Origin of the sequence: Pseudomonas sp. B20(2017), assembly GCF_002113125.1 — a bacterium.
In the GTDB taxonomy this organism is placed as follows: Bacteria; Pseudomonadota; Gammaproteobacteria; order Pseudomonadales; family Pseudomonadaceae; genus Aquipseudomonas.
In genome coordinates this window covers 48763-64226 of the sequence record NZ_NEJP01000005.1, presented here as the reverse complement: position 1 = coordinate 64226, position 15464 = coordinate 48763, and the positions used below count along the sequence as shown (strand labels likewise).

Sequence of the window (15464 nt, the reverse complement as noted above, 5' to 3'; positions counted from 1 at the left end):
GTTACAATGCGCCACCGTGCCGACCCATGAGTCGGAAAGTTCAGCCGAGGTGCTCCATGGATATCATCGAAACGATTAAAGAGCAGATTGCCAACAACACCATTCTGCTTTACATGAAAGGCTCGCCGAATGCCCCGCAGTGTGGCTTCTCCGCGAAAGCTGCGCAGGCTGTGATGGGCTGTGGCGAGAAGTTCGCCTACGTCGACATCCTGCAGAACCCGGAAATCCGTGCCAACCTGCCGAAGTACGCCAACTGGCCAACTTTCCCGCAGCTGTGGGTAGCCGGTGAACTGGTCGGCGGCAGCGACATCATGGCTGAAATGTTCGCCAACGGTGAGCTGCAGACTCTGGTCAAGGAAGCATCCGCCAAGGCTGCTGCGGCCAAGTCCGAAGCCTGATTGGCTTTTGTGGGAGCGAGCTTGCTCGCGAAGAACGATGACGCGGTGTAGCTGTTGAACCGCGGTCTCTACTTCGCTGGCAAGCCAGACTCCTGCAGACATGGCAATAAAAAGCCCCGCCTCTCGAAAGAGTGCGGGGCTTTTTAGTGTCTCGAGTTTAGCGCTGGCTAATTACTCGTCTTCGCCCATCTGCGATTGCAGATAGTTTTCAAGACCGACTTTATCGATCAGACCGAGTTGGGTTTCCAGCCAGTCGATGTGTTCTTCTTCGGATTCGAGAATGTCTTCGAGCAGTTCGCGGCTGCCGAAGTCACCGACGGATTCGCAATGGGCGATGGCGACCTTCAGGTCAGCATGGCCGGTCTTTTCGATACGCAGGTCGCACTCCAGCATTTCCTTGGTGTGCTCGCCGATGTGCAGCTTGCCCAGGTCCTGCACATTCGGCAGGCCTTCGAGGAACAGGATGCGCTTGATCAGCTTGTCCGCGTGCTTCATCTCGTCGATGGATTCGTGGTACTCGTGTTTGCCGAGCTTGTTCAGGCCCCAATCTTCATACATACGCGCATGCAGGAAGTACTGATTGATCGCGACCAGCTCATTGGCAAGGATCTTGTTGAGATGCTGGATGACTGTTACGTCGCCTTTCATGATGGGAGTCCTGCCCTAAGTAGCGGTATATAAGGCAGAGTTTGAGCTTGGTATTTATAAGTGTCAAACCTAAGTTATTGAATAATAAATGAAAATTAATCTGAATAAGAATGTTTGTGTTCCGCGTCTAGACGCTAAGCAGTTGATTTTCAGGCATAAAAAAACCGGACATAAGTCCGGTTCTTCGAATTCGGGATAATTACGCGGCTGTAAATTCTGCCGGGTAGGGGATCGCAGCCTGGGCGGTTTGCAGCTTGGTCAGGGTTTCGCGAACCACTTCTTTCGCCAGGCACGCACATTTGCCGCATTGGCTGGCTACGCCGGTGGCCTGACGGACTTCTTTATAGCTGCAGCAACCTTCATAGATCGCTTCGCGGATCTGTCCGTCGGTGACGCCAGTGCAGAGGCAAACATACATAAGTGAGAACCGTCGCTGGTTGTGACTCAATTGCGATGGATCTTAATGTTAACGAGAATGATTGTCAAAGTGCTTTCCCAGTGGTTTTCATCGCCAGCGCCTGTGACTGACGAACGGTGGGGCATGGCTGAATGCCAGCCGGGATTTCGCGAAAAACCTTTAAGGACAGTCGAAAAACGCAGTGTATGATGGTCGGCCCTTGCGAAGGGGGTTCGTGTCACAGGGCTGTCGCCTGAGGGTGACAGGCTGGCCCGGACCCTGAACTTCAAGTTTTTACACCAGGAGATATCAATGAGCGTACTCGTAGGCAAACAAGCCCCTGACTTCACCGTCCCGGCCGTACTCGGCAATGGCGAGATCGTTGACAGCTTCACCCTGTCCTCGGCCATCAAAGGCAAATACGGCCTGGTGTTCTTCTACCCGCTGGACTTCACCTTCGTCTGCCCGTCCGAGCTGATCGCTCTGGACAACCGCATGGCCGACTTCAAGGCACGCAACGTTGAAGTGATCGCCGTGTCGATCGACTCGCACTTCACCCACAACGCCTGGCGCAACACCCCGGTCAACAATGGCGGCATCGGCCAGGTGAAGTACACCATGGCTGCCGACATGAAGCACGATATCGCCAAGGCCTACGACGTTGAGTCCGAAGGCGGCGTGGCTTTCCGTGGCGCGTTCCTGATCGACGACAAAGGCGTTGTCCGCTCGCAGATCGTCAACGACCTGCCGCTGGGCCGTAACATGGAAGAGCTGATCCGTCTGGTCGACGCTCTGCAATTCCACGAAGAGCACGGCGAAGTCTGCCCTGCCAACTGGAAAAAAGGCGACAAAGGCATGAACGCTTCGCCAGAAGGCGTTGCGGCATACCTGACCGAGAACGCTGCTGCCCTGTAAGGCGCACGCTTCAGGTTCAGGAAGCGAGGTACAAAAAAACCGGCCCACGTGGCCGGTTTTTTCATGCTCGGAAGAAACCCGACGAGGATCAGTCGTCGAAGTCTTCCCAGCCGCCCATCTGTTTCCAGCGGTTGACGATGCCACAGAACAGCTCGGCCGTCTTCTCGGTGTCGTAACGCGCGGAGTGCGCCTCACGGCCGTCGAAGTCGATGTCGGCTGCCTGACAGGCCTTGGCCAATACGGTCTGGCCGTACGCCAGACCGGCGAGGGTTGCGGTGTCGAAACTGGAGAACGGGTGGAACGGGTTGCGCTTCATGTCCAGCCGCGCGACGGCGGCGTTGAGGAAGCCCAGGTCGAAGCTGCTGTTGTGGCCGACCAGAATCGCCCGCTTGCAACCGTTGGCCTTCAAGGCCTTGCGCACGCCACGGAAGATGTCGGTCAGGGCCGTCTCTTCGCTGACGGCCATGCGCAACGGGTGATCGAGCTTGATCCCGGTGAATTCCAGTGCCGCCGCTTCAACGTTGGCGCCTTCGAACGGCTCGACGCGGAAGAAGTAGGTGTGGTCCGGGTAGACGAAACCCTTTTCATCCATGGCGATGGTGGTCGCGGCAATCTCCAGCAGAGCGTCGGTGGCCGAGTTGAAACCACCGGTCTCTACGTCGACGACAACCGGCAGGTAGCCGCGAAAGCGTGCTGCCATAGGATGGCGGGAACCACCGCCACCTTGACCGTCCAGTTCGTCGTCGAAATGGTCTTCACTCACGCGTGTTCCTCCAGCAGGCGCCAGCGCAGTTTTTCACCGGCGCGCAGCGGAATAACGGTCAGCTCGCCGAAAGGCAGGCTGGTCGGGGCGGTCCATTCGTCACGAACCAGGGTGATGCGATCGGTGTTCGCCGGCAGGCCGTAGAAGCGCGGGCCGTTGAGGCTGGCGAACGCTTCGAGCTTGTCCAGCGCATTGCGCTGTTCAAAGGCTTCGGCGTACAGCTCGATGGCGGCGTACGCGGTGTAGCAGCCGGCGCAGCCGCAGGCGGCTTCCTTGGCGTGCTGGGCGTGCGGTGCCGAGTCGGTACCGAGGAAAAACTTCGCGCTGCCGCTGGTGGCGGCGTCGAGCAGGGCTTCCTGGTGCGTGTTGCGCTTGAGGATCGGCAGGCAATAGAAGTGCGGCCGGATCCCGCCTACCAGCATGTGGTTGCGGTTGTAGAGCAGGTGATGCGCGGTGATGGTTGCGCCGACGTTGGCCGAAGCCTCGTTGACGAACTGCACGGCATCGCCGGTGGTGATGTGTTCGAACACCACTTTCAGTGTCGGGAAACGCTCGACGACGCGGCGCATGTGCTCGTCGATGAAGATTTTTTCGCGGTCGAACACGTCGACGTCGCCACGAGTGACTTCACCGTGGATCAACAGCGGCATGCCGACTTCGGCCATGGCTTCCAGCGCCGGGAAAATCTTGTCGATGCTGGTGACCCCGGAATCGGAGTTGGTGGTGGCGCCGGCCGGGTACAACTTGGCGGCGTGCACGAAACCGCTGGCCTTGGCCTCACGGATTTCTTCGGGCTGGGTGCGGTCGGTGAGGTACAGCACCATCAGCGGCTCGAAACGACTGCCGGCCGGCCGGGCAGCGAGAATCCGCTGGCGATAGCCGTCGGCTTCAGCGGCGTTGCGCACCGGAGGTACCAGGTTGGGCATGATGATGGCGCGACCAAAGGTGCGCGCGACATCCGCAACGGTATTGGTCAACACGGCACCATCGCGAAGATGAATGTGCCAGTCGTCGGGACGCAGCAGGGTCAGGCGGTCGGACATGAGGGGATTCCAGGCGGGTCAAACTGAGGCGAATGCTACCGGAAAAGACTCTTGCAGGCACTCGCTATCAAGTTTTGCGACGAGCGTCCGATATCCCATAGGTATGCCGTAAAGATGTATGTCTCGGTCTTTTTTGTTGTAGAAGCCAATGGAGCCTCCCGTGCGCCAGCGATATTTAGCCTTGCTCAGTGTGTTTGCCAGCCTTCCCGCGATGGCACTGACCTACCAGACCCGTCTGGAGAACATTGAGTGGACGGTCGAGGGCGACAAGTTCGAGTGCCGTCTGACGCAGCCGATCACCGACTTCGGCTCTGGGCAATTCGTGCGCAAGGCCGGCGAGCAGGCGATTTTTCGTCTGAATGCCTACAACGCGATGCTTGGCGGTGGTTCGGCGACGTTGCTTGCAGCGGCAGCTCCATGGCAGCCGGGACGTAACGACATCAATCTGGGCAGTGTCAGAATCGGTACCGGCAATGTGCTGTTCAACAGTTCGCAATCGCAGGCCGGGGGGTTGATCAGCGGTTTGCTGGAAGGTCGCAGCCCGGTGGTGCGCCGTGCTTCCGGCGATGGGCGGGTCTCCGAAGTGCGCCTGTTGCCGGTCAAGTTCAGCAAGGCTTTCAATGACTACCAGACCTGCGTGGCGAAACTGCTCCCGCAGAATTTCGATCAGGTCAAACACTCTCAGGTCGGCTTTCCGGGCGAAGGCACCGATCTGGACGCCGCCGCGAAAGCCAGGCTACAAGTGATGCTTGAGTTCATGAAAGCCGATCCAACGGTCAATCACATTGAGCTTGATGGCTACTCGGACAACAGCGGCAATCGCCTGACCAACCGTGAGCTGTCGCGCCGCCGCGCACTGGCGGTGGTTGATTTCTTCAAGGCCAACGGCATCGCCGAGTCGCAGATCACCGTGCGTTTTCACGGTGAACAATACCCGTTGGTGCCGAACACCAATGCCGCCAACCGGGCGAAGAACCGCCGGGTCAGCGTTAAACTGGCACGGGTGGCACCGGTCACTGCTCCAGCGCCTCAAGCCAGTACACCTGCCAGTACTGCGGCGACTTCCTGACCTTCCGGTCATCGTCGCCCTCTCGACAGATTCTGTCGCTTTGTCGTCTTAAGCTGTCGCGCCTCTGTAAATTATCGCGTTTGAGCGGTAGACTCCTCGGCTTTCCGTAGAACCCCGTGGAGTGATGGCATGGCGGACGTAAACAAGGTCGTTCTGGCGTATTCCGGCGGCCTGGACACTTCGGTGATCCTCAAGTGGCTGCAGGATACTTATAACTGTGAAGTCGTGACCTTCACCGCTGACCTGGGTCAGGGCGAAGAAGTCGAGCCGGCTCGCGCCAAGGCGCAGGCCATGGGTGTCAAAGAAATCTACATCGACGACCTGCGCGAAGAATTCGTGCGTGACTTCGTGTTCCCGATGTTCCGCGCCAACACCGTTTACGAAGGCGAGTACCTGCTGGGTACTTCCATCGCGCGTCCGCTGATCGCCAAGCGTCTGATCGAAATCGCCAACGAAACCGGCGCCGACGCCATTTCCCACGGCGCGACCGGCAAGGGCAACGACCAGGTCCGTTTCGAACTGGGTGCCTACGCACTCAAGCCAGGCGTGAAAGTGATCGCCCCTTGGCGCGAGTGGGACCTGCTGTCCCGCGAGAAGCTGATGGACTACGCCGAGAAGCACGCGATCCCGATCGAGCGTCACGGCAAGAAGAAATCCCCGTACTCGATGGACGCCAACCTGCTGCACATCTCCTATGAAGGCGGCGTGCTGGAAGACACGTGGACCGAGCACGAAGAAGACATGTGGCGCTGGACCGTCTCCCCGGAGAAGGCTCCCGACACCCCGCAATACCTGGAACTGACCTACCGCAACGGCGACATCGTCGCGCTGGACGGCGTCGAGATGACCCCGGCCACCGTGCTGGCGACGTTGAACAAGATCGGTGGCGAGCACGGCATCGGCCGTCTGGACATCGTCGAGAACCGTTACGTCGGCATGAAGTCCCGTGGCTGCTACGAAACCCCGGGCGGCACCATCATGCTGCGCGCTCACCGCGCCATCGAATCGATCACCCTGGACCGCGAAGTCGCTCACTTGAAAGACGAGCTGATGCCGAAGTACGCCAGCCTGATCTACACCGGTTACTGGTGGAGCCCTGAGCGTCTGATGCTGCAACAGATGATCGACGCCTCCCAGGTCAACGTGAACGGCGTCGTGCGCCTGAAGCTGTACAAAGGCAACGTGATCGTGACCGGCCGCAAGTCCGACGACTCGCTGTTCGACGCCAACATCGCGACCTTCGAAGAAGACGGCGGCGCCTACAACCAGGCCGACGCGGCGGGCTTCATCAAGCTCAACGCGCTGCGCATGCGCATTGCTGCCAACAAGGGCCGCAAGCTGTTCTAAGAGTTTCAGGCCTGATCTGAAAGAGCGGCCTTGTCATCGCGACAAGGCCGCTTTCGTGAGACTTTTTGCTTAGAACTGCTCGATCCCGTTCAGCCCCGCGATCTTTATCGCAGTCGCGGTTACGCGACATTTCAACTCTTTCCCGTCAAAATCAACTTCATCGAACTGCCATCGTAAATAATACAATAGGTCGTTCCTGCCATTTTTTTTCCCTGTTTAAACGATTTTAAGATGCTTTCCGTTGATGAAACTTCCGACGTCGATTTGGTCAGAAACAGGAAAACTCTGAGCGAGTGCTTGTTCGTCTGTGGGATTTTTTCCAATAGTCTGTTCGTTTCCGGTTCGGTATATCCGGTTCTGGTATCAATGATGTATAGCGTGTTAAATGGTTTTGGAAGTTTTACAGTGTGCAGTGTTTCATTGGGTTTTTCAGGAGCCTCCGATAAGTCGGAATTGATGGTCTCGAATGCTTTTAAAAAGCTTTTGTCATTATCGAAGTCAGAGGGTGCATAGAGAGAACGATAATTGAAGTTGAGCGTTATGAAAAAAAGAAACGTCAAAAAAAATGGGAAACTGATCAAAAGCCAGATATAGATTTTCCGTTCGTCATTATCCAGAAAAGGTAGGGAAACTGCTGCGGAAGTCTCGGTTATCAACGCAAAGACAGCGATAATGCTGATGGGGTTGGTCATTTTTTCTTTTTTCTGCATGCTCTTTACTCATGAAATTGGCCGTTCTCTTGAAGTGTTTTTTGAGATTTTATAAGTTGGTGGCTGCGGGAGTCTGGTCCTGTAGCCGCTGTTTCGTGTTTATATTAAATTTTTCTGAATTGGTATAAATATGTTGTTTCAGGTTTTTGTGTGTAAAGGGTGGCTCGCTCTGATTTTCTTGAGTTTGTTATCAAGAGGGAGGTGAGGTTTAAGTTGTGTGGTGCAGATTTTTCGCACTCGCGGGTCGACAGGTTTCTTGTCTGGTGAGCAGTTTCTGTAGGATTAATCTTCGTTAGATGTAGGAAGCGTCTCTTGCTGCTGGTGTGAAGGAACTTCTCTGTGCTATGGATGAAGTGACTACGTTATTGTGCCGGTTCTAAAAATTCGAACAGCGAAACTGGACTTGCCCATGAATAAAGTGCTGATCGTGGATGATCACCCCGTCATTCGTCTTGCGGTACGTATGCTGATGGAGCGTCATGGCTACGAAGTCATTGCAGAAACCGACAATGGAGTGGATGCGTTACAACTTGCGCGCGACCAGATGCCCGATATCGTGATACTGGATATCGGCATACCGAAACTGGACGGACTGGAAGTCATTGCCCGTCTCACAACAAGTGCCATGCCGTTGAAAGTACTTGTGCTGACATCCCAGTCGCCGGGTCATTTCTCCATGCGTTGCATGCAGTCGGGGGCCGCGGGATATGTTTGCAAGCAACAGGATCTGACGGAGTTGCTGAGCGCTATCAAGGCGGTACTGTCCGGATACAGTTATTTTCCGAATCAGGCGCTGCACACCGTGCGAACCAGTCTGGGGAATGCCAGCGAAGCCGATATGGTCGATCGCCTGTCTGGCCGGGAGATGATGGTGTTGCAGCAATTGGCGCGCGGCAAGACCAACAAGGAAATTGCCGATGGCATGTTCCTCAGCAACAAGACCGTAAGTACCTACAAGACCCGACTGTTGTTGAAGCTTAACGCTCGTTCGCTGGTGGATCTGATTGAACTGGCGCAGCGAAACGGCCTTGTCTGATCGCTCGGGCGCTGACGGGGCAAGGGCAGATCGGAAATCAGCTTGCGGCAGAAAGTGAAAAGCCTCCGTTTCGGGAGGCTTTCAAATGTCAGAGATCAAAATCGTAATCGGCCAATTGCTTCTGCAGTCGCCGCTCCTCAAGCAGATTGTCGATGGTGCGACGTTTGCTCAGGTTGGTCTTGGCAACTTCGACTACCGGTTCGTCGTCAGCTTCTGCGACGAAATCGTCTTCTACATCCACTTGCTCTTTGCTGGTGCTCATAAGGTCAACTCCAGGCTAAGACTGCCTTTGGCGCTCCTTATATCGATATTCCAGCAGATGGTAAAAAAGATTTTTTCAATCGATAAATCAATAAAACCAATAGCCGCTCAATCGTCAGAAGTTTTGTGCTTGTAATCGCACAGATCTTCGATCCGACAGCTGCCGCAACGGGGTTTGCGTGCCAGACACACGTAGCGCCCGTGAAGAATGAGCCAGTGATGCGAATCGAGCAGATATTCCTTCGGCACAAACTTCATCAGCTTCATTTCCACTTCGACCACATTTTTACCCGGTGCAATGCCGGTGCGGTTGCTGACCCGAAAAATGTGGGTGTCCACGGCCATGGTCAATTGGCGAAAAGCGGTATTGAGCACGACGTTGGCGGTCTTGCGGCCTACGCCAGGCAATGCCTCCAGTTCTTCGCGCGTCTGCGGGACTTCGCCATTGTGCAACTCGACCAGCATGCGACAGGTCTCGATCACGTTTTTGGCCTTGCTGTTATAGAGGCCGATAGTCTTGATGTACTCGGACAGACCTTCGACGCCCAACGCATGAATGGCCGCTGGCGTATTGGCCACAGGGAACAGCTTTGCCGTCGCCTTGTTCACTCCGACGTCTGTCGATTGCGCGGACAGAATCACCGCAATCAACAGTTCAAAAGGCGAGGAGTAGGCCAATTCGGTCTTGGGCTCGGGGTTGTCCTCGTGAAGCCTGCGGAAGATCTCCAGTCGTTTTGCGGCATTCATGGGTGATGCGTTTCCTCGGGTAGGTCGCAGGGGCGAGTCCAGGCCTGACGGGCGGCCAGTAATAGTCCAAGCAATATGAAGGCGCCGGGCGCCAGCGTCGCGAAATGCAGGCCGTCGCCGAACAGAATCAAACCTTGCCAATGTTCCGACAAATGATGGCCGATGCTGCCCTGACCGATCAGTTCACGCAACACCGCGAGCACGATCACCAGCGCTGCAAACAGGCCGCACAGTTTCAGCCGCTTACGGACAGGCTGGCGAAAAAAGCCATTGTGCTCCAGCACGACGCATTGCAAGGCAATCAACCCGGCATAAAGACTGATCAGTTGATGCCACTGCAGCGCACTGCGTTGCAGAACAATATCGGCGCAGCCCGCCAGGGTCGCGGTCAGCACCAGGCTGACCGGCAACAGGCTCTCGCTGCTCAGGCGCGAGCGCAGCGGTGTCATGCACAAACCGTAAACGCCCACGACAACGGTGAACATCATCAGAGTCGCCAGCGCGCCCGCCACAGAGTCGGTGGCACCGATCAACAGCACCAGCATCATCGAGTTCGACAGTGTCGCTGACGTGTTCATGGCGCGCTCCCGAGCAGGGTCGTCCGGTGTTCATCGAAGTAACGCAGGGCATCGTGGATGGCATTGATGGCCGCGCGAGACGTAATGGTTGCGCCAGCGATCTGGTCGAATTGCCCCTGATCCTTCTTCAAGGCCCACCCGGCGTCCGTCGGTTGGTTGCTCGATTTTCCGCTAAAGGTCTGAAGCCAGCTATTTGGCCAGTCGCCGATATGTCCACCCAGCGAAGGCGTTTCGTTTTGCTCAAGGTTTTTGACACCGAGCAGTCGGCCGTTGGCGTCGATGGCAATCAGCAACTCGATATTGCCGGCATAACCTTGGGTCTGGCTGCGCAGCAGGATCGCCACGGACTGGCTGCCTTTGGTCGCCCGATAACCGTCCAGTAGCTGACTATGGCTCAGGTTGATGTCGGTCAGCGTCAGAGGTTGTTCGAGCGGCTGATTGTCGTAAGCGTCGACCGGCAGCACGTCCAGCAATTTACGACTCTCAAGCAGACGCTGTTCGGCGGCAATCTGCGGTGCGTTGCTGCGTTGCACCAGCCACGTCACGCCGATGCCCAGCGCGGTAATCAACGCCAGTGTGATCAGGCTGTTCGTTCGGTTCATGGTGTCACCTGCGCCTGACGGGCCATCGCGAAGCGCTCCAGCGCCGGCACGCACAGGTTCATCAACAGCACCGCAAACGCCACGCCGTCGGGGTAACCGCCCCAGGTGCGAATCACGTAAGTCAGCAACCCCACGCCGACACCGAACAGCAGGCGGGCGAGCGGACTTTTTGCCCCCGACACCGGTTCAGTAACGATGAAGAACGCCCCCAGCATGGTCGCGCCGCTCAGCAGGTGAAACAGTGGCGAGCCGTGGGAGTCGGACCCCGAACCGTTCCAGCACAACAGGCTGATCACGAACAGGCTGGCGAGCATGCCGACCGGCGCGTGCCAGCCAAACACCCGACGCTGCAACAGGAACAGCCCACCGGCGAGGAACGCCAGGTTCACCCGCTCAGCGCCGTGCCCGCCAAAACGACCGAATGCCGGATTGCCGGCAAACAGTTCGTCCATGGTCAGGCTTTTATTGATGCGCAGACTGTCCAGCGCGGTGGCCTGAACCCACGCATCCGGTTGCGCGCCCAGATTGAACACCTGGCTAAAAGCTGCCGTCAGATCCAGGCCATGGGCCGGCCAATGGGTCATCGGTTGCGGGAACATCACCATGGCCAGCGCGAAGCCGAGCATGGCCGGATTAAATGGATTTCGGCCAACACCACCGTAAAGATGTTTGCCCAGTAGCAGGCCCGAGGCGATCGCCGTGACCGTCAGCCACCAAGGGCAGTAAGGCGGCAGGGCAATTGCCAGCAGCGTGGCGCTGACCACCGCGCTGCCATCGGTCAATGTGGCTTGAAGCGGCTGCCGACGCAGCTGTATCACGGCGGCTTCAACGCCCAAAGCTGTGATGACGGACAGGATCAGGTTGATCAACACGCCCCAACCGTAAAACCAGAACAACGCCAGTAATCCCGGCAATGTCGCCAGCAAAACCAGCTTCATTGCCTGTTGCAGGCGCTCGTCTCTGGTTTCAATGGACGACATGGGCTTGTACCTGCCGCTCTGCTTCTTGCAGGCGGGCGCGGGCCTTTTCGAGGATGTCGGCGGGCGTGCCGTCGCGCCGTTGCAGCTTGTTCAGGTCGGCGCGAGCGTAGGCCAGTTCGGTTTTCAGTTGGCGAAGCCGGTCGTCGATCGGGCGTTTCTCGACGCGCACAAGCTCCGGTGCCGGTTGATCGCTGGCGGCTTCGGCGCTGTGCAGCGCCTGTTCGGCGTCACGCAGCGATTGTTCCAGTAAGGCGATCTCGGTTGGCGGGGCCTCTGCGGTTTGCGCCTTTTTCAGCTCGGCGCGGCGCATTGCCAACTGGATCTTCGCCCGTTTCAGATCGGCGTCCTTTGCCGGGGCTGCTACAACCGGCGCAGATGCCGCGCTGCTTTCCAGCTTCGCCAGTGCCCGCTCGGCGGCTTCGAATTGCTGCTGCAGGACAATCAGCTGCGATTGTTGATCGAAGGTCGGCGGATGACCGAATGCCTTGAGCGACTTGTTCAATTGCGCCCGACTCATGGCCACATCGATCTTGGCTTTTTTCAGCGCGGCGTCGGCGGTCGCGGCTTTTTGCGCGCGCACCCGTTCCAGCGCCGCCTGCACCGGATCGAGCGTGGTGGCGGCGACTTCGACCTGTGCCGCGCGCTGCGCCCGGGCTTCGCGTTCGGCCTGTTTCTGCTGTTCTTCGCGTTGCAGACGAGCATTGCGCCGTTCAAAGCGCTTGCGGGCGTGATCGCGTTTGGCTGCGCGGGCCTGCTGTTCTTCAAGGCTGGCGGCCAGACCACCGACTACCGGCAGGATCCCCAGCGGCAGCGGATGCATCTCGATGCAATCGACCGGGCAGGGTGCCACGCACAGATCGCATCCGGTGCATTCGTCGATGATGACGGTGTGCATCAGCTTCGCTGCGCCGACAATCGCGTCGATCGGGCAGGCCTGAATACACTTGGTGCAGCCGATGCATTCGGCCTCGCGGATGAACGCCACTTGCGGCGGCGCCGAACCACGGCTGATGTCCAGTTCGAGCACCGGGATTTTCAACAGCTCGGCCAGCGCCGCGATGGTTTCGTCACCACCCGGCGGGCACTTGTTGATCGGCTCGCCGTCGGCAATGCCTTCAGCGTAGGGTTTGCATCCGGGATGGCCGCATTTGCCGCATTGGGTCTGCGGTAGCAGGGCATCGATGCGTTGAATCAGACTCATGTTTTGATCAGTCCACTGAATCCGAGAAAAGCCACGGCCATCAGTCCGGCGCCGATCAACAGGATCGGCAAGCCACGAAAGGGCAGGGGAATGTCGTTGTCGGCCGTGCGCTCACGCAAATCGCTGAACAGGCTCAACACCAGCCAGAAACCCAGGCCGGCGCCAAGGCTCAGCGCAATCGAATGAAACAGGCCTTTGTCCGCTTGCGTGTTAATCAGCGTCAGGCCCAGTACGCCGGCATTGCCCAGCAGCAACGGCCACAAGCCATCGAATGGCAGCGTGGGCTGCCAACGCACGAGCAGTTTCAACAACGGCGCGATCAGCAGGACGCTCAACGGCAGAAACACAAACAGGCGCAGGAATTCCAGTTGCAACGGCACCAGCAGCCAATGCCAGATCGCATAACCCGCCACGCCGACAATCAGCATCAGACACAGCGTTGCCAGCCCCAGTGCGTGGACTTGGCGGCGTTCGCCCGCCAACAGCGGATCGACGCCCAGCGGCCAGTGCAACACGAAGTTGTTGATCAGCGCAGCACTGAAGAGCGTAAGCACGAGTTCGGTCATGGTTCTGCCGGCAGGAACGGGCGTGTATCACTTAAGGTTAGGCATTATCCGGCAGCCGTGGAGCGCGGGCCAGATATGAAAAATCCCACAGGCGCACGGAGCACGCCTGTGGGATCGATCTGGGCAGAACCTTACTTGATGCGCTGACCCGGCTTGGCGCCGCTGTCCGGACTCAGCAGGTAGATTTCTTCACCGCCAGGGCCGGCTGCCATCACCATGCCTTCGGAAATGCCGAACTTCATTTTCCGTGGCTTGAGGTTGGCGATCATCATGGTCAGGCGACCGTCGAGCTTGGACGGATCCGGGTAAGCGCTCTTGATCCCGGAGAACACGTTGCGTTGTTCGTCACCGATATCCAGGGTCAGACGCAGCAGCTTGTCCGCCCCTTCAACGTGTTCGGCCTTGACGATCAGCGCGACGCGCAGGTCGACGGCGGCAAAGGTATCGAAGTCGATTTCCGGCGACAGCGGATCCTTGGCCAGCTCGCCGTTGCCGGCAGGCGCGGCGGCGCCGGTGTCGGTCTGGCTGGCGGTCAGGTCTTCTTTCGAGGCGTCGGTCATGGCTTGCACTTTTACCGGGTCGATGCGGGTCATCAACGGTTTGAATTCGTTCAACTGGTGGTTGGCCAGCAGCGTGGTGTGGTCGTTCCAGGTCAGCGGAGCGACGTTGAGGAACGCCTCGGCATCGGCGGCCAGCACTGGCAGCACCGGTTTGAGGAAGATCACCAACTGACGGAACAGGTTGATCGCCGTGGCGCAGACCGCCTGGACTTCATCCTGCTTGCCTTCCTGCTTGTTCAGCGACCATGGCGCCTTGTCGGCGATCCAGGCGTTGGCGCGGTCGGCCAAAGCCATGGTTTCGCGCATGGCACGGGCGAAGTCGCGGGCTTCATAGGCGTCGGCGATGCTCGGCGCGGCAGCCAGGAATGCTTCGGTCAGTTCCGGTGCGGCGTTGGTGTCCACCAGCAGACCGGCGTTGCCCTTCTGGATGAAACCGGCGCAACGGCTGGCGATGTTCACGACTTTGCCGACCAGGTCGGAGTTGACCTTCTGCACGAAGTCTTCGAGGTTCAGGTCGAGGTCGTCCACGCCACGGCCCAGCTTGGCCGCGTAGTAGTAGCGCAGGTATTCCGGCGACAGGTGATCCAGGTAGGTACGGGCCTTGATGAAGGTGCCGCGGGACTTGGACATCTTCTGACCGTTGACGGTCAGGTAGCCGTGCACGTTGATCCCGGTCGGCTTGCGGAAACCCGCGCCTTCAAGCATTGCCGGCCAGAACAGGGCGTGGAAGTTGACGATGTCCTTGCCGATGAAGTGATAAAGCTCGGCGGTGGAGTCCTTGCCCCAGAACGCGTCGAAGTCCAGCTCCGGCGTGCGGTTGCAGAGGTTCTTGAAGCTGGCCATGTAGCCGATCGGCGCGTCCAGCCACACGTAGAAATACTTGCCCGGCTCGCCGGGGATCTCGAAGCCGAAGTACGGCGCATCGCGGGAGATATCCCACTGTTGCAGGCCGGCGTCCAGCCATTCGGCGATCTTGTTGGCCACGGCGTCCTGCAGGGTGCCGCTGCGAGTCCAGGCCTGCAGCATTTCCTGGAAGTCCGGCAGCTTGAAGAAGAAGTGCTGGGAATCCTTGAGCACCGGGGTGGCGCCGGAGATCGCCGACTTCGGATCCTTCAGGTCGGTCGGCGCGTAGGTCGCACCGCATTTTTCGCAGTTGTCGCCGTACTGGTCTTCGGTGCCGCATTTCGGGCAGGTGCCCTTGATGAAGCGGTCGGCCAGGAACATTTTCTTTTCCGGGTCGAAATACTGGGTGATCGAACGTTGGGCGATGTGCCCGGCGTCACGCAGCTTCAGGTAGATCTGGCTCGACAGCTCACGATTTTCTTCGGCGTGAGTGGAGTGGAAATTGTCGAAGTCCACCAGGAAGTCGGCAAAGTCGGCGCTGTGTTCAGCCTGGACGTTGGCGATCAGTTGTTCCGGGGTGATGCCTTCCTTTTCCGCGCGCAGCATGATCGCCGAACCGTGGGCGTCGTCGGCGCAGACATAAATGCACTGATTGCCGCGATGCTTCTGGAAGCGCACCCACATATCGGTCTGGATGTATTCCAGCATATGGCCAAGGTGGATCGAACCGTTGGCGTAGGGCAGGGCGCTGGTGACGAGAATCTTGCGTGGTTCGGACATGTGGGGCTTCGCTACTTGAT

18 protein-coding genes are annotated in these 15464 nt (G+C 58.2%); 5 read left to right on the top strand and 13 right to left on the bottom strand.

The genetic code is table 11. The features are described 5' to 3' along the window. Positions 1–56 precede the first annotated feature (56 nt). Positions 57–398, top strand: a complete 342-nt coding sequence (grxD, locus tag CAF63_RS08900) for a Grx4 family monothiol glutaredoxin (RefSeq protein WP_039765841.1) — start codon at positions 57–59, stop codon at positions 396–398. 171 nt (positions 399–569) lie between these two features. Here grxD and bfr read toward each other — a convergent pair whose 3' ends face one another. Together bfr and CAF63_RS08890 are read right to left on the bottom strand one after the other, a co-directional pair. Beyond that, a complete protein-coding gene (gene bfr / locus CAF63_RS08895) occupies positions 570–1046 on the bottom strand; it encodes a bacterioferritin (protein ID WP_085684506.1) in 477 nt (158 codons plus the stop codon). 199 nt (positions 1047–1245) lie between these two features. Then, the gene (locus CAF63_RS08890) at positions 1246–1464 is read right to left on the bottom strand and encodes a bacterioferritin-associated ferredoxin (RefSeq protein ID WP_007953193.1); all 219 of its coding nucleotides are present in this window, start codon (positions 1462–1464) and stop codon (positions 1246–1248) included. Between the two features lie 291 nt (positions 1465–1755). Between CAF63_RS08890 and CAF63_RS08885 the strand changes: the two genes are divergently transcribed. Then, the gene (locus CAF63_RS08885) at positions 1756–2358 is read left to right on the top strand and encodes a peroxiredoxin (RefSeq protein WP_007953195.1); all 603 of its coding nucleotides are present in this window, start codon (positions 1756–1758) and stop codon (positions 2356–2358) included. 88 nt (positions 2359–2446) lie between these two features. Here the strand turns inward: CAF63_RS08885 and rnt are convergent, their stop codons facing one another. Both rnt and pyrC read right to left on the bottom strand, forming a co-directional pair. Beyond that, positions 2447–3121 (bottom strand): ribonuclease T, encoded by a 675-nt coding sequence (gene rnt / locus CAF63_RS08880; protein WP_007953196.1) that lies wholly within the window; start codon positions 3119–3121, stop codon positions 2447–2449. Continuing rightward, positions 3118–4164 carry a dihydroorotase gene (gene pyrC, locus CAF63_RS08875; protein ID WP_039765844.1) on the bottom strand — a complete coding sequence of 349 codons (1047 nt, stop codon included), beginning with the start codon at positions 4162–4164 and terminating at the stop codon, positions 3118–3120. Before pyrC ends, rnt begins: the two co-directional genes overlap by 4 nt. Before the next feature lie 160 nt (positions 4165–4324). Between pyrC and CAF63_RS08870 the strand changes: the two genes are divergently transcribed. Together CAF63_RS08870 and CAF63_RS08865 are read left to right on the top strand one after the other, a co-directional pair. After that, a complete protein-coding gene (locus CAF63_RS08870) occupies positions 4325–5233 on the top strand; it encodes an OmpA family protein (RefSeq protein ID WP_085684504.1) in 909 nt (302 codons plus the stop codon). 129 nt (positions 5234–5362) lie between these two features. After that, a complete protein-coding gene (locus CAF63_RS08865; protein ID WP_007953201.1) occupies positions 5363–6580 on the top strand; it encodes an argininosuccinate synthase in 1218 nt (405 codons plus the stop codon). A gap of 131 nt (positions 6581–6711) precedes the next feature. Here CAF63_RS08865 and CAF63_RS08860 read toward each other — a convergent pair whose 3' ends face one another. Further along, positions 6712–7290, bottom strand: a complete 579-nt coding sequence (locus tag CAF63_RS08860; protein ID WP_085684502.1) for a hypothetical protein — start codon at positions 7288–7290, stop codon at positions 6712–6714. A 409-nt stretch (positions 7291–7699) separates the two neighbouring features. Between CAF63_RS08860 and CAF63_RS08855 the strand changes: the two genes are divergently transcribed. Beyond that, entirely contained in the window at positions 7700–8326 is a 627-nt protein-coding gene (locus tag CAF63_RS08855) for a response regulator transcription factor (protein ID WP_007953203.1), read from the top strand. An 88-nt stretch (positions 8327–8414) separates the two neighbouring features. Here the strand turns inward: CAF63_RS08855 and CAF63_RS28815 are convergent, their stop codons facing one another. From CAF63_RS28815 to metG, 8 genes are all read right to left on the bottom strand, one after another. After that, on the bottom strand, positions 8415–8588 hold the full coding sequence (locus tag CAF63_RS28815; protein ID WP_178081279.1) for a PA3496 family putative envelope integrity protein: 174 nt from the start codon (positions 8586–8588) through the stop codon (positions 8415–8417). A 107-nt stretch (positions 8589–8695) separates the two neighbouring features. Then, on the bottom strand, positions 8696–9334 hold the full coding sequence (gene nth / locus CAF63_RS08850; protein ID WP_085684500.1) for an endonuclease III: 639 nt from the start codon (positions 9332–9334) through the stop codon (positions 8696–8698). Beyond that, positions 9331–9912: an Rnf-Nqr domain containing protein gene (locus CAF63_RS08845; RefSeq protein WP_085684498.1), complete on the bottom strand. Its 582-nt coding sequence runs from the start codon at positions 9910–9912 to the stop codon at positions 9331–9333. The genes nth and CAF63_RS08845 overlap by 4 nt, the downstream gene beginning before the upstream one ends. Continuing rightward, on the bottom strand, positions 9909–10514 hold the full coding sequence (locus CAF63_RS08840; protein ID WP_085684496.1) for an RnfABCDGE type electron transport complex subunit G: 606 nt from the start codon (positions 10512–10514) through the stop codon (positions 9909–9911). Before CAF63_RS08840 ends, CAF63_RS08845 begins: the two co-directional genes overlap by 4 nt. Continuing rightward, positions 10511–11494, bottom strand: coding sequence for an RnfABCDGE type electron transport complex subunit D (locus CAF63_RS08835; RefSeq protein ID WP_085684494.1), 984 nt, complete (start codon positions 11492–11494; stop codon positions 10511–10513). The genes CAF63_RS08840 and CAF63_RS08835 overlap by 4 nt, the downstream gene beginning before the upstream one ends. After that, entirely contained in the window at positions 11481–12695 is a 1215-nt protein-coding gene (gene rsxB, locus CAF63_RS08830; protein WP_085684492.1) for an electron transport complex subunit RsxB, read from the bottom strand. The genes CAF63_RS08835 and rsxB overlap by 14 nt, the downstream gene beginning before the upstream one ends. Further along, the gene (locus CAF63_RS08825; RefSeq protein ID WP_085684490.1) at positions 12692–13261 is read right to left on the bottom strand and encodes an electron transport complex protein RnfA; all 570 of its coding nucleotides are present in this window, start codon (positions 13259–13261) and stop codon (positions 12692–12694) included. Before CAF63_RS08825 ends, rsxB begins: the two co-directional genes overlap by 4 nt. Before the next feature lie 131 nt (positions 13262–13392). Continuing rightward, the gene (gene metG / locus CAF63_RS08820; protein WP_085684488.1) at positions 13393–15444 is read right to left on the bottom strand and encodes a methionine--tRNA ligase; all 2052 of its coding nucleotides are present in this window, start codon (positions 15442–15444) and stop codon (positions 13393–13395) included. Between the last annotated feature and the right edge of the window lie 20 nt (positions 15445–15464).

Excerpts from the sequence above, each read along its gene's own strand:
- grxD (WP_039765841.1), top strand. The coding sequence starts at position 57 with ATGGATATCATCGAAACGATTAAAGAGCAGATTGCCAACAACACCATT.
- bfr (WP_085684506.1), bottom strand. The coding sequence starts at position 1,046 with ATGAAAGGCGACGTAACAGTCATCCAGCATCTCAACAAGATCCTTGCC.
- CAF63_RS08890 (WP_007953193.1), bottom strand. The coding sequence starts at position 1,464 with ATGTATGTTTGCCTCTGCACTGGCGTCACCGACGGACAGATCCGCGAA.
- CAF63_RS08885 (WP_007953195.1), top strand. The coding sequence starts at position 1,756 with ATGAGCGTACTCGTAGGCAAACAAGCCCCTGACTTCACCGTCCCGGCC.
- pyrC (WP_039765844.1), bottom strand. The coding sequence starts at position 4,164 with ATGTCCGACCGCCTGACCCTGCTGCGTCCCGACGACTGGCACATTCAT.
- CAF63_RS08865 (WP_007953201.1), top strand. The coding sequence starts at position 5,363 with ATGGCGGACGTAAACAAGGTCGTTCTGGCGTATTCCGGCGGCCTGGAC.
- CAF63_RS08860 (WP_085684502.1), bottom strand. The coding sequence starts at position 7,290 with ATGCAGAAAAAAGAAAAAATGACCAACCCCATCAGCATTATCGCTGTC.
- CAF63_RS08855 (WP_007953203.1), top strand. The coding sequence starts at position 7,700 with ATGAATAAAGTGCTGATCGTGGATGATCACCCCGTCATTCGTCTTGCG.
- CAF63_RS28815 (WP_178081279.1), bottom strand. The coding sequence starts at position 8,588 with ATGAGCACCAGCAAAGAGCAAGTGGATGTAGAAGACGATTTCGTCGCA.
- nth (WP_085684500.1), bottom strand. The coding sequence starts at position 9,334 with ATGAATGCCGCAAAACGACTGGAGATCTTCCGCAGGCTTCACGAGGAC.
- CAF63_RS08845 (WP_085684498.1), bottom strand. The coding sequence starts at position 9,912 with ATGAACACGTCAGCGACACTGTCGAACTCGATGATGCTGGTGCTGTTG.
- CAF63_RS08840 (WP_085684496.1), bottom strand. The coding sequence starts at position 10,514 with ATGAACCGAACGAACAGCCTGATCACACTGGCGTTGATTACCGCGCTG.
- CAF63_RS08835 (WP_085684494.1), bottom strand. The coding sequence starts at position 11,494 with ATGTCGTCCATTGAAACCAGAGACGAGCGCCTGCAACAGGCAATGAAG.
- rsxB (WP_085684492.1), bottom strand. The coding sequence starts at position 12,695 with ATGAGTCTGATTCAACGCATCGATGCCCTGCTACCGCAGACCCAATGC.
- CAF63_RS08825 (WP_085684490.1), bottom strand. The coding sequence starts at position 13,261 with ATGACCGAACTCGTGCTTACGCTCTTCAGTGCTGCGCTGATCAACAAC.
- metG (WP_085684488.1), bottom strand. The coding sequence starts at position 15,444 with ATGTCCGAACCACGCAAGATTCTCGTCACCAGCGCCCTGCCCTACGCC.